Annotated in this window: 23 protein-coding genes and 1 pseudogene; 8 read left to right on the top strand and 16 right to left on the bottom strand. The window is 59.8% G+C overall.

Annotated elements, in window-relative coordinates:
• Nucleotides 1-77 precede the first annotated feature (77 nt).
• Entirely contained in the window at nt 78-1,187 is a 1,110-nt protein-coding gene (ribBA, locus tag BLW70_RS21260; protein ID WP_074877296.1) for a bifunctional 3,4-dihydroxy-2-butanone-4-phosphate synthase/GTP cyclohydrolase II, read from the bottom strand.
• Nucleotides 1,188-1,258: 71 nt separating this feature from the next.
• Between ribBA and BLW70_RS21255 the strand changes: the two genes are divergently transcribed.
• Nucleotides 1,259-1,552: a DUF1330 domain-containing protein gene (locus tag BLW70_RS21255; protein ID WP_074877294.1), complete on the top strand. Its 294-nt coding sequence runs from the start codon at nt 1,259-1,261 to the stop codon at nt 1,550-1,552.
• Nucleotides 1,553-1,558: 6 nt separating this feature from the next.
• Here the strand turns inward: BLW70_RS21255 and BLW70_RS21250 are convergent, their stop codons facing one another.
• The 8 genes from BLW70_RS21250 to BLW70_RS21215 form a co-directional block, all read right to left on the bottom strand.
• Entirely contained in the window at nt 1,559-2,122 is a 564-nt protein-coding gene (locus BLW70_RS21250) for an NUDIX hydrolase (protein ID WP_074877293.1), read from the bottom strand.
• A gap of 2 nt (nt 2,123-2,124) precedes the next feature.
• Entirely contained in the window at nt 2,125-2,877 is a 753-nt protein-coding gene (locus tag BLW70_RS21245; RefSeq protein ID WP_074877291.1) for a GntR family transcriptional regulator, read from the bottom strand.
• Nucleotides 2,878-2,964: 87 nt separating this feature from the next.
• Entirely contained in the window at nt 2,965-3,354 is a 390-nt protein-coding gene (locus BLW70_RS21240; protein WP_008059553.1) for a carboxymuconolactone decarboxylase family protein, read from the bottom strand.
• Nucleotides 3,351-4,826, bottom strand: coding sequence for an NAD-dependent succinate-semialdehyde dehydrogenase (locus BLW70_RS21235; protein ID WP_074877288.1), 1,476 nt, complete (start codon nt 4,824-4,826; stop codon nt 3,351-3,353). Before BLW70_RS21235 ends, BLW70_RS21240 begins: the two co-directional genes overlap by 4 nt.
• 144 nt (nt 4,827-4,970) lie before the next feature.
• Complete coding sequence (locus tag BLW70_RS21230) at nt 4,971-5,456, bottom strand: flavin reductase family protein (protein ID WP_074877285.1); 486 nt, start codon at nt 5,454-5,456, stop codon at nt 4,971-4,973.
• 12 nt (nt 5,457-5,468) lie between these two features.
• Complete coding sequence (locus tag BLW70_RS21225; RefSeq protein ID WP_074877283.1) at nt 5,469-6,950, bottom strand: aldehyde dehydrogenase; 1,482 nt, start codon at nt 6,948-6,950, stop codon at nt 5,469-5,471.
• Nucleotides 6,947-7,780 (bottom strand): alpha/beta fold hydrolase, encoded by an 834-nt coding sequence (locus BLW70_RS21220; RefSeq protein ID WP_074877281.1) that lies wholly within the window; start codon nt 7,778-7,780, stop codon nt 6,947-6,949. The genes BLW70_RS21225 and BLW70_RS21220 overlap by 4 nt, the downstream gene beginning before the upstream one ends.
• Nucleotides 7,781-7,823: 43 nt before the next feature.
• Nucleotides 7,824-8,414 carry an amino acid synthesis family protein gene (locus BLW70_RS21215; protein ID WP_003182108.1) on the bottom strand — a complete coding sequence of 197 codons (591 nt, stop codon included), beginning with the start codon at nt 8,412-8,414 and terminating at the stop codon, nt 7,824-7,826.
• Nucleotides 8,415-8,608: 194 nt separating this feature from the next.
• On the opposite strand from BLW70_RS21215, the pseudogene BLW70_RS31545 reads away from it, so the two are divergent.
• A pseudogene (locus tag BLW70_RS31545) lies at nt 8,609-8,800 on the top strand (hypothetical protein); the annotation flags it as partial.
• 88 nt (nt 8,801-8,888) lie between these two features.
• Here the strand turns inward: BLW70_RS31545 and BLW70_RS21210 are convergent.
• Nucleotides 8,889-9,506 carry a LysE family translocator gene (locus BLW70_RS21210; RefSeq protein WP_074877279.1) on the bottom strand — a complete coding sequence of 206 codons (618 nt, stop codon included), beginning with the start codon at nt 9,504-9,506 and terminating at the stop codon, nt 8,889-8,891.
• A gap of 65 nt (nt 9,507-9,571) precedes the next feature.
• Between BLW70_RS21210 and BLW70_RS21205 the strand changes: the two genes are divergently transcribed.
• Nucleotides 9,572-10,489 (top strand): LysR family transcriptional regulator, encoded by a 918-nt coding sequence (locus BLW70_RS21205; protein ID WP_074877277.1) that lies wholly within the window; start codon nt 9,572-9,574, stop codon nt 10,487-10,489.
• Nucleotides 10,490-10,607: 118 nt separating this feature from the next.
• Here the strand turns inward: BLW70_RS21205 and BLW70_RS21200 are convergent, their stop codons facing one another.
• From BLW70_RS21200 to BLW70_RS21190, 3 genes are read right to left on the bottom strand one after another with little or no spacing between them, the layout of a single operon-like run.
• On the bottom strand, nt 10,608-12,824 hold the full coding sequence (locus BLW70_RS21200; RefSeq protein ID WP_074877274.1) for a DUF3604 domain-containing protein: 2,217 nt from the start codon (nt 12,822-12,824) through the stop codon (nt 10,608-10,610).
• 39 nt (nt 12,825-12,863) lie between these two features.
• Nucleotides 12,864-13,859, bottom strand: coding sequence for a HupE/UreJ family protein (locus BLW70_RS21195; protein ID WP_074877273.1), 996 nt, complete (start codon nt 13,857-13,859; stop codon nt 12,864-12,866).
• Nucleotides 13,859-14,767 carry a peptidyl-prolyl cis-trans isomerase gene (locus BLW70_RS21190; RefSeq protein WP_074877271.1) on the bottom strand — a complete coding sequence of 303 codons (909 nt, stop codon included), beginning with the start codon at nt 14,765-14,767 and terminating at the stop codon, nt 13,859-13,861. Before BLW70_RS21190 ends, BLW70_RS21195 begins: the two co-directional genes overlap by 1 nt.
• 178 nt (nt 14,768-14,945) lie before the next feature.
• Between BLW70_RS21190 and BLW70_RS21185 the strand changes: the two genes are divergently transcribed.
• Nucleotides 14,946-15,287, top strand: coding sequence for a hypothetical protein (locus BLW70_RS21185; RefSeq protein ID WP_235865012.1), 342 nt, complete (start codon nt 14,946-14,948; stop codon nt 15,285-15,287).
• A 125-nt stretch (nt 15,288-15,412) separates the two neighbouring features.
• Here the strand turns inward: BLW70_RS21185 and BLW70_RS21175 are convergent, their stop codons facing one another.
• Nucleotides 15,413-15,649, bottom strand: a complete 237-nt coding sequence (locus BLW70_RS21175) for a hypothetical protein (protein WP_074877267.1) — start codon at nt 15,647-15,649, stop codon at nt 15,413-15,415.
• Nucleotides 15,650-15,854: 205 nt separating this feature from the next.
• Here BLW70_RS21175 and BLW70_RS21170 point away from each other — a divergent pair, with 205 nt between their 5' ends.
• Nucleotides 15,855-16,193, top strand: a complete 339-nt coding sequence (locus tag BLW70_RS21170) for a YajG family lipoprotein (RefSeq protein WP_074877265.1) — start codon at nt 15,855-15,857, stop codon at nt 16,191-16,193.
• Nucleotides 16,194-16,330: 137 nt separating this feature from the next.
• Here BLW70_RS21170 and BLW70_RS21165 read toward each other — a convergent pair whose 3' ends face one another.
• Nucleotides 16,331-16,945, bottom strand: a complete 615-nt coding sequence (locus tag BLW70_RS21165; RefSeq protein ID WP_074877264.1) for a TetR/AcrR family transcriptional regulator — start codon at nt 16,943-16,945, stop codon at nt 16,331-16,333.
• Nucleotides 16,946-17,072: 127 nt separating this feature from the next.
• Between BLW70_RS21165 and BLW70_RS21160 the strand changes: the two genes are divergently transcribed.
• Nucleotides 17,073-18,290, top strand: a complete 1,218-nt coding sequence (locus BLW70_RS21160) for an MFS transporter (RefSeq protein ID WP_074877262.1) — start codon at nt 17,073-17,075, stop codon at nt 18,288-18,290.
• A 92-nt stretch (nt 18,291-18,382) separates the two neighbouring features.
• Here BLW70_RS21160 and BLW70_RS21155 read toward each other — a convergent pair whose 3' ends face one another.
• Complete coding sequence (locus BLW70_RS21155) at nt 18,383-20,278, bottom strand: sigma-54-dependent Fis family transcriptional regulator (protein WP_074877260.1); 1,896 nt, start codon at nt 20,276-20,278, stop codon at nt 18,383-18,385.
• A 342-nt stretch (nt 20,279-20,620) separates the two neighbouring features.
• Between BLW70_RS21155 and BLW70_RS21150 the strand changes: the two genes are divergently transcribed.
• Complete coding sequence (locus tag BLW70_RS21150; RefSeq protein WP_074877258.1) at nt 20,621-21,679, top strand: ATP-NAD kinase family protein; 1,059 nt, start codon at nt 20,621-20,623, stop codon at nt 21,677-21,679.
• Nucleotides 21,680-21,712: 33 nt separating this feature from the next.
• Complete coding sequence (locus BLW70_RS21145; protein ID WP_008153706.1) at nt 21,713-22,690, top strand: thiamine pyrophosphate-dependent dehydrogenase E1 component subunit alpha; 978 nt, start codon at nt 21,713-21,715, stop codon at nt 22,688-22,690.
• Nucleotides 22,691-22,713 lie beyond the last annotated feature (23 nt).

Raw genomic sequence — 22,713 nt, 5'->3', positions numbered from 1 at the left:
CCCAAAAAATAGGACTGCTGCGCAGCTACAACGGGAGCAAGCTCCCTCGCCACAAAAGCCCTCCGAAAGCTCCGGATTCATCCGGTGAACGGGATGCTCTCGACCACTTCCAGGTCGTAACCGGTCAAGCCTGCGTATTTCAGCGGTGGGCCGAGATGACGCAACTTGCCCACGCCCAGATCTTGCAGAATCTGCGCACCGGTCCCTACTTCAGAATAGATGCGCGATTGCGATCGGTTGAATTGCCGTGGCGGCTGTGTGAGTTGGGGCACGCGTTCCAGCAACGCTTGCGATGACTCATGATTGGCCAGTACGACCACCACGCCGCAGCCTTCTTCAGCGATTCGTTGCAGCGCCGCCCACAATGTCCAGTTGGACGGGCCGTTGTATTCGGCGCCCACCAGGTCCCGCAGCGGGTCGATCACGTGCACCCGCACCAAGGTCGGTTCTTCCCGACGAATGTCCCCCATGACCATCGCCATGTGGACGCCACCTTCAATGCGATCCTCAAAGGTGATCAGCCGGAACGTCCCGTGCACCGTGGGCAATTCGCGTTCACCGATGCGCACCACGGTGTGCTCGGTGCTCAGGCGATAGTGGATCAGGTCGGCGATGGTGCCGATCTTGATCCCATGCTTGCGCGCGAAGACTTCCAGGTCAGGGCGGCGGGCCATGGTGCCGTCGTCGTTCATTACCTCGACGATCACCGATGCGGGAGTGAAGCCGGCCAGGCGCGCGAGGTCGCAACCGGCTTCGGTGTGTCCGGCGCGGGTCAGCACGCCGCCTTCCTTGGCGCGAAGCGGGAAGATATGGCCGGGCTGCACTATGTCCGTGGGACCAGCATCGGCAGCGACGGCGGCGGCCACCGTACGCGCCCGATCGGCGGCGGAAATACCGGTGGTCACGCCCACGGCGGCCTCGATGGACACGGTGAACGCAGTGCTGAACACACTGCCATTGCTCGGCACCATCTGCTCCAGACCGAGGCGCTGGCAGTGCGCGTCGGTCAGGGTCAGGCAGATCAGGCCCCGGGCTTCGCGGGCCATGAAGCTGATGGCCTCGGCGGTGCAACGGTCGGCGGCGAGCAGCAGATCGCCTTCGTTTTCCCGGTCCTCGTCATCGACTAGAAGCACCATCTTGCCTAGTCGGTAATCTTCGATGATTTCTTCGATGCTGTTGAAGGCCATGCTGGAACTCTCAGTGTTGGGTGGGTATATTTATTGGTATACCATAATACAAACTGAGCCAAGAGGTCACTATGAAGGCGTACTGGATTGCTCACGTGGATGTCACCGACCCCGATCAATACAGCCAATACACCCAACGCGCCCCGGCGGCGTTCGCTTTATATGGCGGGAAGCTGTTGGCACGCGGCGGGCGCAGCGAAGCGATGGAAGGTCGGCCGACCCCACAACGCAGCGTGGTCATCGAGTTCGATTCTTACGAGCAGGCGCTGGCCTGTTATCACAGTGAGCAATATCAAGAGGCGAAACGGCACCGCGCGGGCGTGGCCCGGGCCGAGGTGATCATTGTCGAGGGCGTGGCGCCCTAGGAGATGTCAGCGGATGAAGTGGATCTTGCCGGTATCGTCATTGCCGATGTAGATGCCGTAAACCCCGGCCTGGCGTTCCTCGATATAGCGTTCGAGGATCTGCCGGATCGCCGGGTAATAGATGCTGTCCCAAGGAATGTCCTCGGGCGCGAAGAATTTGTAGTCCAGGGTTTCCGGGCCGTATTGGCCGGTGATCTCCAGCGCGATGGCGCGGAAGATGATGTACACCTCGCTGATCTTCGGCACGCTGAAGATCGAGTAGGGCGAGAGAATTTCCGCGCGCACGCCGCTCTCTTCCCAGACTTCGCGCAGCGCCGCCTGCTCGGTGGTCTCGCCGCCTTCCATGAAACCCGCCGGCAGCGTCCAGGTACCGGGACGCGGCGGGATCGCGCGTTGGCACAGCAGGTACTTGCCGTCTTGCTCGATGATGCAGCCGGCGATGATTTTCGGATTGACGTAATGGATATAGCCGCAGCCGCGGCACATCAGGCGCTCGTGCGTATCGCCCGGTGGCAGCTGGTGACCGAGGTCACCGCCACCGCACTTTGGACAAAAGCTCGGGCTGAACATGGTTAGCGACCTATGCGAGGTTCTTTGAGCGCGATGGGCAGCGTGATCTCGGGGATTTTCCCGGTCTCTTCCTGTTTGCGCTTGAGGTAATCGAGTGCAACGGTTGCGGCGGCGCGGACGTGGTCGACGCAAGCCTGGTGGGCGGCCAGCGGGTCGCCGCTCTTGATCGCCTCGACCATGCGTTCCATTTCCTGATTGCTCGCGCCACGGCGGTTTTCCTGGGACACCGAAGTCGCCCGCAGGTAGCTGATCCGTGCCTGCAACTGACGCAGCTGAGTGGCCGCCACATGATTGCCGGAGCCTTCGAGCAGGACGTCGTAGAAACCCTGAACCGAATCGATCACCTGTTGCAGTTCACCTTCCTTGAGGGCCTTGCGGTTTTCCTCGAGGGCTTTTTCCAGGGCCTTGATGTCCTTGGCCTTGGCACGCAGGGTGAACAACTGGACGATCAGGCCTTCGAGCACACAACGCAGTTCGTAGATATCGACGGCATCGGCCAGGGTAATGATCGCGACACTGGGCCCTTTGGCGTCGGCGAATTCCACCAGGCCTTCGGATTCCAGGTGACGCAAGGCTTCGCGTACGGACGTGCGGCTGACGCCCAGGCGATCGCACAGATCGCGTTCGACCAGACGATCTCCCGGCAAAAGCTGGAAATTCATGATGGCGCTTCGCAGTTTATCCAGCACGATTTCGCGCAGGGTAACGGGGTTGCGATTGACCTTGAAGCTGTCGTCGAGTGGCAGGCGTTTCATGGGGTCCGCTCTGAGTGTGGCTGTCCATGCAAAAAGAGCACTTCGATCCAGGATCATCGTGCTCAGGTCATCAAAAACAGCCAAGGGTTAACTGGAGGCCTCGGCATCGGCTTCGGCGAAGGCTTCACGGGCGAGCCGGAAACTGTCTACGGCAGCGGGGACACCGCAATAAATACCGACTTGAAGCAAAATTTCGCGTATTTGTTCACGACTCAGCCCGTTACGCAAGGCACCGCGTACATGCAGCTTGAGTTCGTGAGGCCGGTTGAGGGCCGAAATCATTGCCAAGTTTATCATGCTGCGTTCTTTAAGCGACAAGCCCTCACGGCCCCAGACGTGGCCCCAGCAGTACTCGGTGACCATCTCCTGAAGAGGCCGGGTGAAGTCGTCGGCGTTTTCGATGGAGCGGTTCACGTAGGCTTCGCCCAGCACCTGGGTGCGGATTTTCAGGCCTTTTTCGTACTTTTCATTGCTCATCGCGGTGTGCTCCCAAAATCGTCGAGCCCGCCCATCAAGGTGTATTTGAGCTCCAGATAATCTTCGATGCCGTACTTGGATCCTTCACGACCGAGACCCGAGGATTTGATCCCGCCAAAGGGCGCGACTTCGGTGGAAATCAGCCCTTCGTTGATCCCGACCATGCCGTATTCCAGCGCTTCACTCATGCGCCAGGCGCGGCCCAGATCGCGGGTGTAGCAGTAAGCCGCGAGGCCGAATTCGGTGTCGTTGGCCAACTGCACAGCTTCGGCTTCGGTGTCGAAGCGGAACACGGCAGCCAGCGGGCCGAAGGTTTCTTCTTGAGCGACTTTCATGTCACCGGTCACGCCGGCCAGCACGGTTGGCTGGAAGAATCCGTGCCCCAGTGCATGGCGTTCGCCGCCGCAAAGCAGTCGGGCGCCTTGGAAGAGGGCGTCCTGAACGTGGTCTTCGACTTTGGCCACCGCGCGTTCGTTAATCAGCGGACCTTGAGTGACACCTGCCTCGAAGCCACTGCCGACGTTCAGTTGCGCCACGCGCTCGGCCAGTCGCGTGGCAAAAGCATCATGAATGCCGCTCTGCACCAGGAAGCGATTGGCACAGACACAGGTTTGCCCGGCATTGCGGAACTTGGCGATCAGCGCACCTTCTACGGCACGCTCCAGATCAGCATCGTCGAACACGATGAAGGGCGCGTTGCCTCCCAGTTCCAGTGAGACTTTTTTCAGGGTTGGCGCGCACTGCGCCATCAGCAACTTGCCTATGGCGGTGGAACCGGTGAACGACAGTTTGCGCACCAGCGGGCTGGCGGTCAGCTCGCCACCGATGGCCACGGCGTCGCCGGTGATCACATTGAAAATGCCCGGTGGAATCCCGGCCTGTTCCGCCAACGCGGCCATGGCCAGCGCCGAAAACGGGGTTTCCGGTGCCGGTTTGACGATGCACGGGCAACCGGCCGCCAGCGCCGGGCCGGCCTTGCGGGTGATCATCGCCGCCGGAAAATTCCACGGGGTGATGGCCGCAACCACGCCGATCGGTTCCTTGCTGACCACAATGCGTGCATCGCCTTTGTGGCTGGGAATGGTGTCGCCGTAGATGCGCTTGGCTTCTTCGGCGAACCACTCGATGAAACTCGCCGCGTAGAGGATTTCGCCCTTGGCTTCGGCCAGTGGCTTGCCTTGTTCGAGGGTGAGGATTTCTGCCAGCGCATCGGCATTTTCAATCATCAGCGCGTGCCAGCGTTTCAGAGTCTGGCTGCGTTCCTTGGCGGTCAGAGCACGCCAGGTCGGCCAGGCTTTGTTGGCGGCGGCGATGGCTTGACGAGCTTCTGCGGCGCCAAGGTTCGGCACTTGGCCGATCTTTTCGCCGGTGGCCGGGTTGAAAATGTCCTGACAGGCGCCATCGGGCGCATCCAGCCATTGGCCGTCGATGTAGGCTTGCTGGCGGAACAGTTGCGAGGTTGCTGGGTTCATGCCGGCTCCCAAGAAAGTGGAGGCGCTCTATGTGGGAGTGAGCCTGCTCGCGATAGCGGTGTGTCACTCACATTGATGTTGAATGTGCTGCCGTCATCGCGAGCAGGCTCGCTCCCACATGGACCTGCGCCCTGAAGATAAACATCAGGCCAGGGTGGGCAGCGGGCCCAGCTTGCCTTTGTGATAGATCATCGGCGTGACCGGTTGCTCGGGCAGAATCAGGTTCTTCACCGCGCCGACAATGATCGCGTGATCGCCGCCGTCGTATTCACGCCACAGTTCGCACTCGATGATCGCCGTGGCTTTGCGCAACAGCGGGTTGCCCAGCTCGCTGAGGTGCCAGTCGATGCCTTTGGCCTTGTCCTTGCCTTTGCCCGCAAACGCATACGCTTCGGCAGTCTGGTCGGCCGATAGCAGGTGAATCGCGAACTGCTTGCTGTCACGCAGGATCGGGTACGTGTCCGAGGCGTAGTTGGGGCAGAACAGCACCAGTGCCGGATCAATCGACAGGGCGCTGAAGGCGCTGGCGGTGATGCCGACGATGCCACCGTCCGGGTCCAGGGTGGTGACCACCGTGACCCCGGATGGGAACGAGCTCATGACGTCTTTGTAAATGCCGGGTTCGATCATGTCGGCGGTCTCCTAGCGCATCACGAAGGGGTCAGGCATGGGTGCCTGAGAGAGGTTGATCCACACCGTTTTCAACTCGGTGTAGGCCAGCACCGAATCGATGCCGCTCTCGCGTCCATAGCCGCTGTTCTTGAAGCCGCCGATCGGCGCCATGGCCGAGACGGCTCGGTAGGTATTGACCCAGATAATCCCCGAGCGCACGTCCCGGGCCAGGCGATGGGCACGGCCCAGGTCGCGGGTCCAGATACCGGCGGCGAGGCCGAACTGCGAGTCGTTGGCAATCGCCAGGGCTTCGGCTTCATCTTTGAACCGGATGACCGAGGCCACCGGACCGAAGACTTCTTCCTGCATGATCTTCATGGAGTTGCGGTCGCATTCAAAAAGGGTCGGCTCGTAGAACCAGCCATCGCCCAGATTTTGCGGACGCTTGCCGCCCAGGCGCAGGCGCGCACCTTCGGCGATGGCATCGGCGACCAGGCCTTCGACCACAGCCAGTTGCTGTGCGGTGGCCATGGGGCCCATTTCGCTGCTGTCTTCCTGCGGGTTACCGATGCGGATGCGCTTGGCACGTTCGACCAGACGATCGACGAACTCATCGTAGATTTCGTCCTGCACCAACAACCGCGAGCCGGAAACGCAGCTCTGGCCTGATGCTGCATAGATCCCGGCAATCGCACCGTTGATCGCGCTGTCGAGGTCGGCATCGGCAAAGATAATGTTGGGTGATTTGCCGCCCAGTTCCAGCGACAACTTGGCGAAGTTTTCAGCGCTGCTACGCACCACATGCCGGGCAGTGGCAGCACCGCCGGTGAAGGCGATTTTGCGCACCAGCGGATGGCGGGTGAGGGCGGCGCCGGTGTTTGGGCCGTAGCCGGTAACGACGTTGACCACGCCCGGCGGGATGCCGGCTTCCAGCGCCAGACGGGCCAGTTCGAGAATGGTGGCGGAGGCGTGCTCCGATGGTTTGATCACGATGGTGTTGCCCGCCGCCAGGGCCGGGGCGAGCTTGATCGCGGTCAGGTACAGCGGACTGTTCCAGGGAATGATCGCGGCAACCACGCCCATGGCTTCGTGCACGGTGTAGGCAAACAGGTCCGGCTTGTCGAGGGGCAGGGTGCCGCCTTCGAGTTTGTCCGCCAGGCCTGCGGTGTAGTGGAAGAACTCCGGCAAGTAGCTGACCTGACCACGGGTTTCGCGAATCAGCTTGCCGTTGTCGCGGCTTTCCAGCTGCGCAAGATGCTCCTTGTTTTCAGCGATCAGGTCACCGAGGCGGCGCAACAGTTTGCCGCGAGCGGTGGCGGTCAGACCGCGCCAGGCCGGGCTGTCGAAAGCCGTCTGCGCAGCCTGCACGGCGCGCTCGACATCGGCTTCGTCGGCATCGGGTAATTCAGCCCAGGCTTGAGCCAGGGCGGGGTTCAAACTTTCAAAAGTCTTGCCGGAGAGGGCATCGACCCATTCACCGCCGATGCACATCTGGAAGCGTGCGAGTGTCATGCAACGATCCCCTTTATTTGATTTTGTCGGGAGTGCACCGTGTCGAGAAACTCCAACAGCAGCTGGTTGACCAGGCGCGGTGATTCTACGGGCATCATATGCCGCTGCTCGGCGAGCACGGCAACTGTCGCGCCGGGAATGCGTGCGGCCAATTGCTCGGCCATTTCCGGTGTGGAACCTGGGTCCAGTTCACCGGTGGCGATCAGCGTCGGCACTTGGATGCAGCCCAGATCGTCAGCGCGGTACATGTCCTGGGTCGCAAACAGCTCATAGGTGGTCAGGTATCCCTGCGGGTCATTGTCTGCCAGGGTTTGGCGCAAGGCCGCAATCTGCGCCGGGTTGGCCGCCTGATATTCACGGCTGAACCAGCGCGATAGCGCGGCTTCGGCGTTGGCGTCCGGTCCGTGCTCGGCCGCTTGAGCGGTGCGGGCGATAACGCCAGCACGCTGTTCGGGGCTGCGATTGAACACGCTGTTGAGCACCACCAGGCCTTGCAGGCGTTGCGGGTAATGCAAAGCAAAGGCCCGCGCCACCAGCCCGCCCATGGAAAAGCCGATCACCGTCGCCTGAGGCAGTTGCAGGTGGTCGAGCAGTTCAAGCAACTGGTCGGCATAGCCGAGCAGGGGCGTGCCGCTTTCCGGGCGCGGGCTGGCGCCATGACCCAGCATGTCGTAGGCAATCACACGGTACTTCGTGGCCAGGCCAACGACCTGGCCGCCCCACATTTCTTTGTTCAGGCCCACGCCGTGGATCAAAACCACGGGCTGGCCTTGGCCGGTCGCCAGGTAACTGGTGCCAGCCGGGGTGCGTTCAGCGGTGAGCCGAATCATGGAGCGCTCCTGCATGCCTTTTTGTTGTTCTTACCGACCTTGATTACTGGGCGTTTTCAGCGGCCAGCTCTTCGAGATCGATGTAACGGTTGCCGATACGTGGGTGCAGGCGGCCGCCATCGGCGCAACCCAGAACCACGACGATTTCATCGGCGCGCGGCGCGTCTTCGATCTGCATTTCCAGGGTGATGTAGTGCGAACGCAGGCCTTCGTCGTCCTTGTGCATCATCGGGATCTGAATCGAGGTGCCCGGGCCGCCGCGCTTGTTGGTGAAGCTCAGGTAACTCTTGGCTTTCACCGCTTCGCGGTAATGGTTGCCGAAGCGCAGGGTATGGATCACGGCGGAGGCGTGCTCGATTTCACCGTCGGCGCCCACTACGGCGGCCTTGCCATAAGCCTCGATCTTCTCGGCGCCGCCGATGATGCCCACCAGGCGCTCGACCATCAGCGCACCGAGGTCAGAGCAGTTGGCGCGAATTTCCGGCTTCAGGTCTTCGACAAAGCCGCGACCCAACCAAGGGTTTTTCATCACCACGGCCAGCCCGACCATGGTCACAGGCTTGTCCGTAGCCTTGCCGCCTTCGATAAAGGTTTCTTCGACATAGCTGACGATCTTGCGAATTTCGAAACTCATGGGCTGCTCCGTTGGGGATAAGAGTGTCTGTGCGTATGATGGTATACCATAATATCGGAAGCACAAGTCCTTGAAATGAGTTTCTGGTTCAAAGGCGATAAAAGGGAGGGAGGTATTGCCCGTTGCCCGGAGTACTGCCGGTCACACTGGCTAAAATTAACCTGCGAGATGCTCGCGCTCTGCGTGATGTTGCTTGGGCGCCATACCCGGTGGCCTTTCGGGTTATGGGCGCGGAGCGGACAGGGTTGCGCGCTATTGCCGCGCAGGTGCGCGAGGTCTTGGCGGCTAGTCCCATGATGAGAACCCTGCCAGCGATGTACTCCCTCTGGTTCAAGATCAGAGCTGAGTCTGCAAGTGATGTGGATGCGCGTACTCAATCCGCATGAGCAATGCCAGCCTGGGCCATTGGAGTGTCGCGTGACGGCCGTCGATAACAATCACATCCCGCCATCCCTGCGCAAAGGCCCATTCAACTCAAGCTGAACGCTGAGCGATTGTCAGTAATATTGCGAAGCTCACGAGTAGGCCGCCAAAAATCCGGTCAATCCATTGTCGTGCGGCCATCAATTTCTCGCGCACCCTCCCGGCTGAGAAGCACAGCGCGATGAGGCTGAACCACACCGCGTGCGCCCCAGCGATGAACAGTCCATATGCAATTTGCACTGTCAAGGCGGTGTCCGGCCGTACTACACCAATGAACACACTAACGATGAAGATCGATGTTTTAGGATTCAACGCGTTCGTGAGAAATCCCGTACGCAGAGCTGCCAGATCTGACATGGCGGGTGGCGGTGCGTCTAGCTGTTCAATAGCCGGTTTGGAACGAAGCATTTTGATGCCTAGGTAGACGAGATACGCCGCTCCAGCCAGCTTCAGCGCATTGAACAACCAAGGCGTTTGTTGAAGCACTAACCCTAGTCCGAGCAGCGTATAGCACACGTGGACAAGCACCCCCATACCAATTCCCACCGCTGTGAGGACGCCTGCTCGTCGAGACAATAGCAATCCGTTGCGGCAAACCATGGCGAAATCCGGTCCTGGACTGATGCATGCGAGTATTGTAATGGTGATTACGGCTATCCATTCGCTCATGCTGTACCCTTCTAATTGTGGTGATAGAGAGCGATATTTACAGATGATTTACCTTGGTACTAACGATGATTTCTGAAGGAAATAGTGACTACGACTCACTAATTTCTAAGGCTCGCATGCCTTCTCTACTTGCGTTGCGTTGCTTCGAATCAGCCGCACGGCTCGAAAACTTCGCCCGAGCGGCTGACGAACTGCATCTGACCCCGGGTGCCATTAGCCGCGCAGTGCGCTTGCTTGAAGAGGATTTGGGCGTTGACCTGTTCGAGCGGCGTAGCCGAAGGGTTTTTTTGACGGATGCCGGAAGACACCTGGCGAAAGCGGTTAGTGAAGGGCTTGGGTTGATGAACCAGGCAGTTGGCGAGATACGCACCGATGCCCGTCGTGCTCGTCAGCTTGTCCTGTCCTGTGAGCCAACGCTTTTAATGCGATGGTTGATCCCTCGTTGGAGCGACTTCAAAACACATCATCGAGGGTTAGAAATCCATTTAGTGGCTGGCGGCGGCATCTTTTCATTCGACCATGGCATAGATTTGGCCATTCGACGGGACGATTTTCCTCGCCCCCCCGGATATCATGCCGAGACTCTATTCACAGAGAAGGTCGGCCCTGTATGCAGGCCAGAAAAGGCAGATCAGTGGTTCGGCAAAAGCAGGAAAGATCTGCGCTCCTCGGCTCCATTGCTTCAGACAACTAGCCGGCCTAATGCTTGGCAGGAGTGGGCTGGCGCAAAAGGACTGCCCATTCCTGAGATGGACATGCAATCTTTTGAGCACTTTTATTTCAGCATCCAGGCGGCTGTCGCAGGCCTCGGAGTAGCCATTGGCCCGTGGCACTTGGTGCGCGACGATATCCAGAGCGGTGTGTTGGCCGCGCCATTAGGATTTGTTGAAGACGGCTCCCGCTACTGCCTGTTATCTCCCACAGCTCCTAAGCCAGGCAGCCTGGAAATGGATTTACTTAAATGGCTGCAGGCAATGGGCTGAGGCTTGGCGATCTTCAGTTGCATCCACTGCGGACCAGTAGTTCCTGTGGGCAACAACTGCTATTGCTCGTCAATCGGCCAGCATCGATGAATGCAGCGCATCGATGCTGGCCTCGACACTACTTGACCACCTCGACCTCATAATTCGCATAGCCAAACTCGTTGCTGCGAGCCGCCACGTATTTGCCGTTTTGCTCGAACACCGTGGCCTCGAAGGGCGTGCCGCCGAGTGTTGTCAGCAGATGGCCGTCCTTGATTTCATACTTGGCCGGAACGCCAAACTGGCCGGCATGCAGCATGTTCAGGTATTCCCCTTGTGCAGGCGGCTTGCCGTCGACGCTGGTGACCAGACGTTGGCCGTCGGTGCCATAGACGATCTCAAACGTCTGGCCGGTGACGGTATTGCGCACCTTGATGGTTTTGCCCACCACATAGGTTTGCAGTTGCTCGTTGGTGAGTGCTTTGGCCCCTTCGGTTTTCAGTTGATCGATGGTTTTACCGCCGGCGATGGACTTGCTGTCCTCAGCATTCGGCGTGTACCAGATCGGCGAGGTCCAGGCACGTTCCTGGACGGTGGCCGAGACATCCGCCGGCGGCGGTACTTGCAGCTTGGCCGCGTCATAGGTGCTCCAGCGCGGTGTCGGGATCTGTAGCACGCGGGCGTAGTAGAACGCGTGCTGCGCCGGATCGAAATCCGGATCGACCCAGACTTTTTTCAGCTCGGTGGCACCAATGGTGTTGGTGTAAGTCGCCTTGGAAACGTCAACTGTCGAGCCCACCGACGGCACGTTGCCGGTCGCCTGGTCCGGTTGGCGATCCCCGGACCAGACGACGTCATAGATCTTCTCGAAGGTCTGACCGTTTTTGGTCCAACCCTTGATGATCTGGATGCGGTCGAGGTTGCCGTCGTCTGCATCCTTGACCGCCCACACTACAAAGGACGGCGCCGCTTTACCCGGTTTTGCCGGCAAGTCGCCGCCCATAGGCACGCCCTTGGCGTAAGCAGTTTGAACCCAGTCTTTTTCGTTCCAGACACTGCTGTCGAAACCCCAGCCACCAAACAGGCGCACGGGGATGCGCACGCCGCTGGTGCCATAGACTTCCTTGCGTTTCATGGCATCGAAGATCGATTCACGGGTGTTTTCTTCCGCCCAGACACCGGCCAATCCCGACGTGCTGGTTTGCAAGGCCACCATGCCGGAGTTTTCCTTGCCGGAAATACGCGCCGCCGGGGTGCTGTCGGTAAACCCGTGGGAGCCGAAGTTGTTGCTCTGCGAATAGGGAATCACCCCGTTGTGCGAGTCGCTGGCACCGACCACGCCCATTTTGTAGGGGTTGTATCCGCGGGCTTCCTGCAAGGCCATGCCGTTCTGCCAGGCTTGCCTGATGTAACTGCCATTGAGTTTCGACGTGCTGTTGTCGATACCAAGCAGGAAACTCATGATTTCATAATTGGCAAATTCGTCGGTCGGCGACAGTTCGGGGTGGGTTTCGGAGGTGCCCTTGACCTGATGAATTTCGGTGAGGGATTCATTGCGCATCCGCGTTTCGGCCCAGGCGGCATCGATGGGGCGACCACGATCATCAACATCCACCGGAAACATCAGGCCGTTGCTGAGGTTGCCGTTGTGGGAGATCGCCAGCACCTCATTGCCCTTTTTGCGTTGATCGTCCATCCAGCCCCACAAATCCTCCGGTTTGTCCGAGTCGAGGGCCGTGAAGGGCAGGTCCGGCACCTTCTTCGAATCGCGGAAAAATATATTGCGGTGCATGTTTTGATTGTTCGGTGCCGAGGTCCATTCATAGGCGACGAACGTGGTGAACTTGCCGGGCTTGTAGTACTTGTCGGCGATGGCGATGTTCTGCTGCCAGATGTTGCCGGCCACCTTCGGATCAATCAGCTCCTTGATCGGGTGGCTCAAGCTGCCGGCGATCCATTTGAACACTCGGTTGAAATCTTCCGGGGTCTTGGCAATCAGCTTTTGCGCGATGGGCTGCTTGCTGAAGTCCGACTTCGGATCATTGGCCAGGGCGATCACGCCCACGTATTCCGAGTGGTCGGTCACGCCATGGAAATCCAGCGGTCGGCCTTTGAGCTGCACTTCAACCCCCATCGGATGCTTGACCGGCATCCCAAGTGAGTATTGGTATGTCTGCTCGGGATCGACCTGATGGTTGCCGATCAGGTAGGCATCAATCGACCAGGAGGTATGCGAGTGCGTCTGGCCAAAGTAAACCTCGCGATCAGGGATTCCCTCTGCCAAGGCTAGTGTGCTGAAAGCAAGCACGGCGCTACTTAACAGTGACGGCACGATGATGGGTGTATGGGGTTTCATATTCCACCTCTTGGGAATACGGCAGTGATAGGGGGCAACTCAGGTCCAGAAACTCCAAACTCTCTCGAAAAACCAGAAGGCAGCCAGCGTGCCCAACCCGTAGGACGCAACCGGTTGGGCATACAGAAGCGCGGACCGTGGCAATCGACAATGCAGCAACAGTGCGCGAAGGCTCAGCGCGGCGGCGACAAACATCAGTTGGCCGATCTCGACGCCGACGTTGAAGGTGAACAGCGCCAAAGGCAGGTCGTGCCGGGGCAAGCCGATTTGCGCCAGCGCCCCCGCAAAACCAAAGCCGTGCAACAGACCAAAAAAGAACGCCACGACCCAGGGCCATTGAATGGTGAAGCTGGTTTCACCACGATTCTTGCGGGCGATTTCCACCGCTAGCAACAGAATGCTCAGTGCAATCGTCGCTTCCACAGGCGGGCCGGGAAGCCGCACTGCGCCCAGTGCAGCAAGCACCAGCGTGATGGAGTGGGCGAGGGTAAACGCGGTGATGGTCTTCACCAGCATCCACCCGTTACTCACCAGCAGCAGAAGGCCGAAGACGAACAACAGGTGATCGACCCCCCCGAGGATGTGCTGGATGCCATGGACCAGAAACGCACCGGCCACCGAGAGCATTCCCGGCGTGCCAGTGATGTCTATCCAGGGTTGTGCGGGGTGGACGAGGGTGGTCGTCAGGCTGCCGTCCAGGCGCGAGACACGCACCAGCACATCGGTGATGCTCGCTTGCAGGCCGATAAATTCAATGCGTTGCCCAACCAGTCCCGTGGGACCCGCATCAATGATTCGGCGCTCGATCAGTGAATCGTTCAGTTCGCTTTCAACCGGCTCAACGACAGTGCGCACACCGTCGGCAAACTTCAGCGCAATCGGCAAGCGCATGCCTGAAAGCACCGGGGTGCGCCACATGACGTCATAGCGCCCGGTGGTCGTTTCGTTGATTTCCAGGTAAGCAGGGCGGGACTCATGGGCCATGGCCGTCAGCCCCATGAACCAGAGCAACAACAGCCAGACCATGTGTTTCATCACGGCCGCTCCGTTTGAGCAGCGACAATCCCGCTGGTGGACGTCGGCATCATCACCACGACGTCATAGCGTGCTTTCAGTGCATCGAAACTCGCGCGTTTCGATGCGCTGCGTTGCTCGGACAACCAATCGGACTTGAGCTGCCGGGCCACGGTTTCGAAGGGCGGTGGTGGTGGTTTGGCCAGCGAATCAATCCACACCAGGTGCCAGCCAAAACCGGACTCCACAGGGCCTACCCAACTTCCGGGCGTTTGCTTGAACAATGAAATGGCAAACTTTGAACCAAAGACTCGCGCCACCTGAGTCTGGGATTGTTCGGAGTAGGTGTTTTTAAACATGAAGGCATCGCCTTCTCCACTGTTCTGATCAGTCAGGCCACTTAGCGCAGCTTGAGCCTGCGTTTGTGCATCAGCACCGCGTTTGTCCGGGGCGAAAAATAAATGACGGAAAGTCGCCAATGGTGGCAGGGCATACGCGTCCTGACGCTGGTTATACCAAGCCTCAAGTTCACCGGGTGCAGGCTCGCGAAGTGACGCGACATCTTCGGCGAGGAAATCCATCTTTTGCGCCAGTCGGCGGCGAATGATGGTGTCGTCTTTATCCAGGCCAAGTTTCAGCGCTTCGCGATAGAGGATTTCCTCTTTCACATAGTCATCTATCAGGCCCTGCAACTGTTGCTCCGATGCCGGTCTTTGCCATCGCGCCAGCCACGAGATCGCGATCCGTTGGACAACTTCAGGCGTGATTTCGATGCGTTGGGGATTTTGATCGACGGGGGAACGGTGCAAACCTCCGTACAACACAAAGAGTGCAAAACCGGCGATTAAAAAGTGCAGTAATGGCTGGCGAAGGCATCGTTTGAATGACGAAAGTCGAGATGCTTTAAGTTCGGAGACGGTTAAGTTCATGACTTATTGCCCCACGCTATACTCGGATAGTTTCTAAGCAGAGTGGAGTATTGCTGCTGGATTGGAACTTTCCACCAAGGTTAATCACGATAGGCACTAAGCGTTAGTCGCAATCGGATTAACCTGTTCACCGGGTAGTGCAGTTACGTGGCTGCGCAGCCCGGACTGGAGCGTCCGTATGATGAAAGGACTGCTGGTTTTCGCCGCGATTATCGAGGCCGCCACTGGCGTGGGGCTGTTGTTTGTCCCGTCTCTGGTCGGGCATCTGCTGCTTGGCATCGAACTGACCGGTGTCATCGTCCGCGTGGCCGGCATTGCCCTCATTGCCCTGGCAGTCACCTGCTGGCCAGGCCCTCCCATGCTCGGCATGTTGATCTATAACGCAGCCGTTGCGTTGTATCTCACCTACGTTGGCTTCTCCGGTGACGCGAGCGGGATTCTCTTGTGGCCAGTGGTTATCTTGCATGCAGTGATGACGGTACTTTTGATACGAGCAATGACGAGGCAGGTCACGCATTGAGCGCCGTCATTATCGACGCCATCGTTTTCGCCTGCCTGTTCGCTGCCGCGCTGATAAGAATGCTGCTGCACATGCGATTGCCGATTCATCCCCTGGATGTCGAGTCCAAAGAGCGCGTGCAGAGGCTAAAGCCACGTATTCACCACTCGTCTATCCAGCTCCTCCCAATCCGCCATGCCCAATACACGTGTAGTGTTCAACCCGCGCAAATAGCCGCGTAACTGATTGGCGGTGGCCTGTACAAGCTCCCGGTCGGGCGCTTTTTCGCACAACAGTACGGTTTCGTATTGGGTCAGGTACTCGGCCACCCGGTCTCGGAAATCGGGCAAAACGGCGTCGCGTATCAGGTCAAATGTTCTCAAGGAGAGATCCTCATCAATCTTTCTGGTTGTGATTGAGTGTGCATCCGTCGGCACGGCGCGCAACTATTGCTAGAAGTAATAGTGAACATTACGAAACGCAAGTTCTGCTTTCTCGGCAGCAGGCGGAAAATCGCCTCCATGACGACGTTCGTGACGAAGTCCCGTTGCTTGTTGTACCGAACCTTTTATTTTCAGGATGAGACCGATGCGCCCTTTATTCGTGCCCGCCATGATGTTTGCCGCTTTGCTCGCCGGTTGTGCCTCCACGCCGAACGATCCGACCCTGACCTTGCAGACCAGCAAGACCCCGGCCCAATACGCCGACTGCGTCGTGCCGAAATTGCAGGGCAGTGCGTTGAACCCGACTGTCTCGCAGACCCAGCGCAGCTACCGGATCGTCGTGCCGAGCAAAGTCTCGGCGGATAACGTGCTGGAAGCCTACAAGACCGGGAACGGCGGCAAGGTGTTCATCTACGAACGGCATTTGCTGGCCTCGAACTTCCTGCCTTCAAGTTTTGAACGCGCCGCGCAGGATTGCATCTGACCTGGACCGTAAACGCTTCTCACCGTGCTCCTTTGGTTGGCCGCAACCAACCAGTTTTTTGCCCCGCACCGCATTCGGTGGCGGGGCTTTTTTTCGTCTGCTGTGTCGTATTGATGATGGTTTACATCAGCTGGCTTCTAGCAGGAGGCTGCAATGTCCCACGTCAACATTATCTGGGTGATGGCCGCATCAATGACCTCATGCGGCGTGTTATCACGAGCGAGGATGGAAATGCCCTGCAAGAAACTGTCGAACACCGCAGCCATCGCGGGCGCGTGAGTATTGCCCGGCAACTGACCGGCACTGACTCCCCGCTCGACACACGCCAAAATCCCCGCACGCGTCCGGGCGCGAGATTGGGTCAGGGCATCGACCACCCGAGCATTCTCCGGGCTGGGTGCGCTCATCACACCGAGGGTCACCATGCAGCCCTTGGGATGACTGTCCTCACATTGCATGCGCGCCGACTGGCGTAGCGCAGTCTCGATGGCCTGGTGCGGCGGCAGACTCTCGTCCCACAGACATTCGGTGACCTGAGCGAAGGTCGCCAGGTAACGCTGCACGCACTCATCAAACAACGCTTCCTTGGAACCGAACGCTGCGTAAAAACTTGGCGCGGAAATCCCGCTGCCCAGTCCGGCTTTCAACTGTGCGAGCGAGGTCGCGTCGTAGCCGTGTTGCCAAAACAAATGCATGGCCTGTTCCACAGCGTGGTCGCGGTCGAAGGTGCGGGGGCGGCCCATTTGCGCCATTTCAAGGCTCCTCTGGATGACGAGATAAATACTAGTCGATACATAAGTCGTTGACAACGGACACGGGCAGCCCTCAACATTTGTATCGATCAGTATTTAAATCTGAATCCTCACTCAGGAGCCTCCCATGACACCCTCAATTACATTATCGGCAGCGCCCGACCGCCTGCCCATCGGTGCGTTGCTCGCGCTGGCCATGACCGGCTTCATCTGCATCGTCACCGAAACATTGCCCGCCGGCCTGTTGCCGCTGATCAGCGAAGGCCTGGCAATTTCCCCTTCGATGGCTGGCCAGATGGTCACCGCTTATGCGCTGGGCTCGGTGCTGGCGGTCATCCCCATGACCATCGCCACCCGCGGCTGGCGCCGCCGTAATGTGCTGTTGCTGACTATCGTCGGTTTCTTGCTGTTCAACTCCATCACCGCGTTGTCATCGCATTACGGCGTGATCCTGGTGGCGCGCTTTTTTGCTGGCGTCGCGGCTGGCCTGGCCTGGAGCCTGCTGGCCGGCTACGCCAGGCGTATGGTCGCGCCCCATCAGCAAGGCAAGGCGCTAGCGCTGGCCATGGTCGGCACACCGATAGCGCTTTCACTGGGTGTACCACTCGGCACCTGGCTGGGTGGCCTCGTGGGTTGGCGCACCACTTTCGGCATCATGTCCGTCCTCACACTGGTGCTGATCGCCTGGGTACTGGTGAAAGTCCCGGACTACCCACCTCAAGCCGCCAGCCAGCGCATGTCATTGCGTACCGTGATGACCACGCCAGGCGTGCGACCCGTGCTGGCAGTGGTCATCAGCTGGATGCTGGCGCACAACATTCTCTACACCTACATCGCACCCTTCGTGGCGCCAGCAGGGTTGGCGGATCGGGTGGATGTGGTGTTGTTGGTGTTTGGTATTGCGGCGTTGGTGGGGATTTGGCTGACTGCCAAAAGGGTTGAGGTATCGTTGCGCAAAACGGTGTTGGTGAGCCTGGCAGCGTTTGCGGCGGTGTGTGTAATGTTTGGCCTTTTGGGCCGCGTGCCGGAGATGATCTATGTCGGCGCAGCGGTTTGGGGGGTGAGCTTCGGCGGAGCGGCGACGTTGCTGCAAACGGCGCTGGCGGATGCCGCGGGGGATGGGGCAGATGTGGCGTTGTCGCTGAATGTAGTGGCCTGGAATAGTGCGATTGCCGCGAGTGGTGTCGTGGGCGGAGTGTTGTTGGACAGGTGGGGCGCCGCCTCTTTTCCATGGGCAATGGTGGTGTTGGTCGGGGTGGGGTTCGTGATTGTCTGGGGGGCTCGGGTTCATGGCTTCAAATCGGGCGCGCGTGCGGCTGGAAGGCCTGTGGTTGCGGGGCACTGACCATAAAAAAGGGTTGAAAAGAAGGCTTTGGAAATCGCTAGAAGAAAGCACAAAAAACGTTAGTTAATCGTTCTTTCTGCTGGCTTTCAGGCTCATTCAACCTGGCTTCTACCCGGCATCTCTATACCGTGCTGATGCACCCGCCGATACAGCGTTGCCCGAGAGATGCCCAAAGCCTTGGCGGCGGCGGTGGGTTTCCAGCGATGACGCACCAGGGCATCGAGCAGTGCTTGGCGTTCGGGGCTCGCGCCGCAATCGTTGGTGTCGCTGAAACTTGGGCCGTTAAGCCTGTGGCCTTGCAGTTGCTCGGGCAAATGACTGACCTGAATCAGGTTTGAATCGCACACCGCACAGGCATAACGCAGCACGTGGCGTAACTGGCGAACGTTACCTGGCCAGCGGTAGCCAAGCAGGCATTCCAGCGCCGCGCCTCCCAGGTGCATGGGGTCTGCGCAAAGCGTCGATTCTTCATCGAGAATCCTGTTGATCAGCGCCAAGCGGTCACTGCGTTCGCGCAGCGGCGGTAACTGGAAGCGGGCTCCACTCAAACGAAAGTACAGGTCTTCGCGAAATTCGCCCGCGGCGACCAGTGCTTCCAGATCGCGGTGACTGGCGCAGATGACCTGAAGGTCGATCGCTTTGCGCCGTGAAGCTCCCAGTGGCGCCACTTCACCTTCGGCCAGAACCCGCAGCAGGCGGGTTTGCAAGGGCAGGGGCATGTCGCCGATTTCATCGAGAAACAGCGTGCCGCCGTCGGCCTGCTCCAGCAGACCTTGCATGCCCTTGCTCGAGGCGCCCGTGAAAGCACCGGCGACATAACCAAATAATTCGCTTTCGATCAGGTTCTCCGGGATCGCCGCGCAGTTCACTGCAACGAACGGACGCTCACGGCGCTGGCTGGCCTGATGTAACTGACGGGCGAAGACTTCCTTGCCGGAGCCGGTCTCGCCCTGGATCAGCACCGGCAGGTTGCGGTCTTTGACCCGCACTGCAAGGCGCAGGCTTTCTTCCAGTCGCGGATCGAACTCGGCGGGTGTCAATACAGGACGCAATGGGGTGCGTTTCACCCGACGTGGACCGCGGAGTCGTCCATGCAGCGCAGGGTGGCCTCCTTGGCCGTGAAGCACGCAGAGCGATTCATCGCTGGCCCGATGCAACAACTGCTGATCGAATACCTGGCCGATGTGTTCCGGCAGATGGCCAAAGCTTTGCAGCAGCAGCTGCCTTGCTGCCGGGTTCAGTGCCTGCAAACGGCCGTCATCATCCCAGGCGAGCAAGTAATCGGGTTGGCTGTCGACGTAGCCGGGGCTGTTGTGGGCTCGCAGCACCCAGTAACCCTGGGCACTGTTCATGAAAAACGCCTGTTCGATTTCCCGTGCGCTTTGCACCACCATCTGCCGGATCAAATGTTGGGAGCGGCGGTCGTCCGGGGAACTCACTGCGGACACGTCGAGCACTCCGAGCAATTCGCCTCGCGGGTCGAAGACCGGCGCGGCCGAGCAGGTAAGGCCGATGAACGCGGCGCGAAAGTGATCGCGTTTGTGCACCGTGATCGGTGTTCTCGCTGTCAGCACCGCAGCCACGCCACAGGTGCCTTCTTCGCCTTCTGACCAGCAAGTGCCCAAGTACAGGCCGGCTTTACGGCAGTCATTGCGGATGGAGGTTTCCACGCGATAGTCGATGGTCTGACCCTGGGCATCGGTCAGCAGCACGCAGTAGTTAGCGTCACGCACGCGACCGTGGAGGCGGGCGACTTCTTCGCTGGCGATGCGCAAGAACAACTCGGAACGCTCGCGGCATTCCTGCAGCACGTTCTGCGAAAGGATCCGTGGCCCTTGCAATGAGCCAGGGTCCAGATGGTGTTGCTCCATGGAGCGGCGCCAGGAGTCGAGTATCAAGCCCGGCACAGGCAACTGCGGCAGGTGTTCGGCGTTTTTCAAAACACGGCTGACGCAATCCACATGCGCCTTCGAGTGTGCGGAAAGCATTAAGGCCTCCGGTTCCATCTTCTTTTAGTTGTGCGGCTATTAAGCGCCGTTCATTGGTCGCCGACAAGGGCCGGGTCTCACAGGGTTGGCGGTGAGACGCAACGTCTCACGGTCTCGCCGCCGCCTCGTGCAGCCTGACATGACGCGTCTCATTCGGGCTTGATTCGACCACCCTCGGGTTCTCGCCGGACCGCTCTACGACGGGCTTGTGCAGGTATTTTGGCGGATCTGGCATCGGCCTTGCTCTAGCTCTGGCAACCAGCCCGACTGGCAACCCAAAAATAAAAAGAGGTGCCCGATGTCCTGTCCAGCCCCTTTCCCTGTTCTGCCCGCGGTGGCGTCATGAGTCGTGCGCCGCTGACCGTAGGCATCATCGCCAACCCGGCATCCGGTCGGGACGTGCGGCGCCTGACCGCCAGCGCCGGGCTATTTTCCAGCACCGACAAGGTCTCGGTGATCCAGCGCTTGCTGGCTGCCTTTGGCGCCACTGGCATCGAACGGGTGCTGATGCCCACCGACATGACCGGCATCGCCGCCGCCGTGCTGAAAAACAGCCACGGTCGCCAGGCTCGCAGCAGTCACTGGCCGGCCCTTGAGTTCCTCGACCTGACCCTGCGCCAAAGTGTCGAGGACACCCGTCACGCGGCGCGCTGGATGGCCGAACGCGGCGTTGCCCTGATCGCCGTGCTGGGCGGCGACGGCACTCACAAGGCGGTGGCCGCCGAAGTCGGCGACATTCCGCTGCTGACCCTGTCCACCGGCACCAACAACGCCTTTCCGGAACTGCGTGAAGCCACCAGCGCCGGGTTGGCCGGCGGGCTGTTTGTCAGTGGGCGGATCCCGCCCGAGATCGCCTTGCGCCGCAACAAACGCTTGCTGGTGCGCGAGCCGGGTCGTGGCCTGTGCGAGATGGCCCTGGTGGACGTGGCGGTGTCCTCGCTGCCCTTTGTCGGCGCCCGGGCCATCAGTCGCGGATCTGATCTGGCCGAGGTCTTTGTGACCTTCGCTGAACCGCAGTCCATTGGCATCTCGGCCCTTTGCGGCTTGTGGTTTCCGGTGTCACGTCAGGCTCCGGGCGGGGCCTGGATGCGCCTCGATGCGCAATCACCAGAAGCGCTGCTGGTGCCTCTGGCTCCCGGCCTGCTGCAAGGCTGCGGCGTACTCGCTGCCGCGAGCCTTGAACTCGGCGTCGCCCACGGCCTGTGCCTGGCCAGCGGCACCCTGGCGCTGGATGGCGAGCGCGAGATCGAATTCAACGCCCATGACCGGCCCACGGTCACCCTCGATGCCGACGGTCCGCTGAGCATCGACGTCAATGCGGCCCTGGCCTATGCCGCGCAACAGCGACTTCTGGCCATCGGCCGTGAACACCCGCAACACCCTTTGAACCTTGCACCTTGAAACTTGAGCCTCAAGACACCCTGGAGAATAAAAATGTCGACACAGCTGACCGCTGATCAATTGCTGCATGCCTACCAGGTGATGCGCACCATCCGCGTTTTTGAAGAACGCTTGCACGTGGAATTCGCTACCGGCGAGATTCCAGGTTTCGTCCATCTGTATGCCGGCGAAGAAGCTTCAGCCGCCGGGGTCATGGCCCACTTGGGTGATGACGATTGCATTGCCTCCAACCACCGTGGTCACGGTCATTGCATCGCCAAAGGCGTCGATGTGTACGGGATGATGGCCGAGATTTACGGTAAGAAAACCGGGGTCTGCCAAGGCAAGGGTGGCTCCATGCACATCGCCGATTTCGAGAAGGGCATGCTCGGTGCCAACGGCATAGTGGGGGCCGGTGCGCCGCTGATCGTAGGCGCGGCCCTGGCCGCCAAACTGAAGGGGACTGACAGCGTTGCGGTGGTGTTTTTCGGTGACGGCGGCTCCAACGAAGGGGCGGTCTTCGAAGCGATGAACATGGCCTCGGTGTGGAATTTGCCCTGCCTGTTCATTGCCGAGAACAACGGTTATGCCGAAGCCACAGCCTCCAACTGGTCGGTGGCCTGCGATCACATCGCCGACCGCGCTGCCGGTTTCGGCATGCCCGGGGTCACGGTGGACGGCTTCGACTTCTTCGCCGTTCACGAAGCCGCCGGTGCCGCCGTGGAGCGAGCCCGGGCCGGGGAGGGGCCGTCACTGATCGAGGTCAAGCTGACTCGCTATTACGGTCACTTTGAGGGCGACGCCCAGACCTATCGGGCGCCGGACGAGGTCAAGCATTTCCGTGAGCACAACGACTGCCTGATGCAGTTTCGCGAGCGCACTCTCCGTGCCGGGCGGGTGCAGGCCAGCCAGTTGGACCAGATCGACAGCGAGGTCGACCTGCTGATCGAGAACGCCGTGCGCAAGGCCAAGTCCGACCCCAAACCGAGCGCGGCCGATCTGCTCTCCGACGTCTACGTTTCCTATCCCTGAACACGCCCCCTATAACAAGAATC

Source organism: Pseudomonas frederiksbergensis (genome assembly GCF_900105495.1).
GTDB classification, from domain to species: domain Bacteria; phylum Pseudomonadota; class Gammaproteobacteria; order Pseudomonadales; family Pseudomonadaceae; genus Aquipseudomonas; species Aquipseudomonas frederiksbergensis.
Note: the sequence above shows the minus strand (reverse complement) of the source record. Positions and strands in the feature narration are given on the sequence as shown.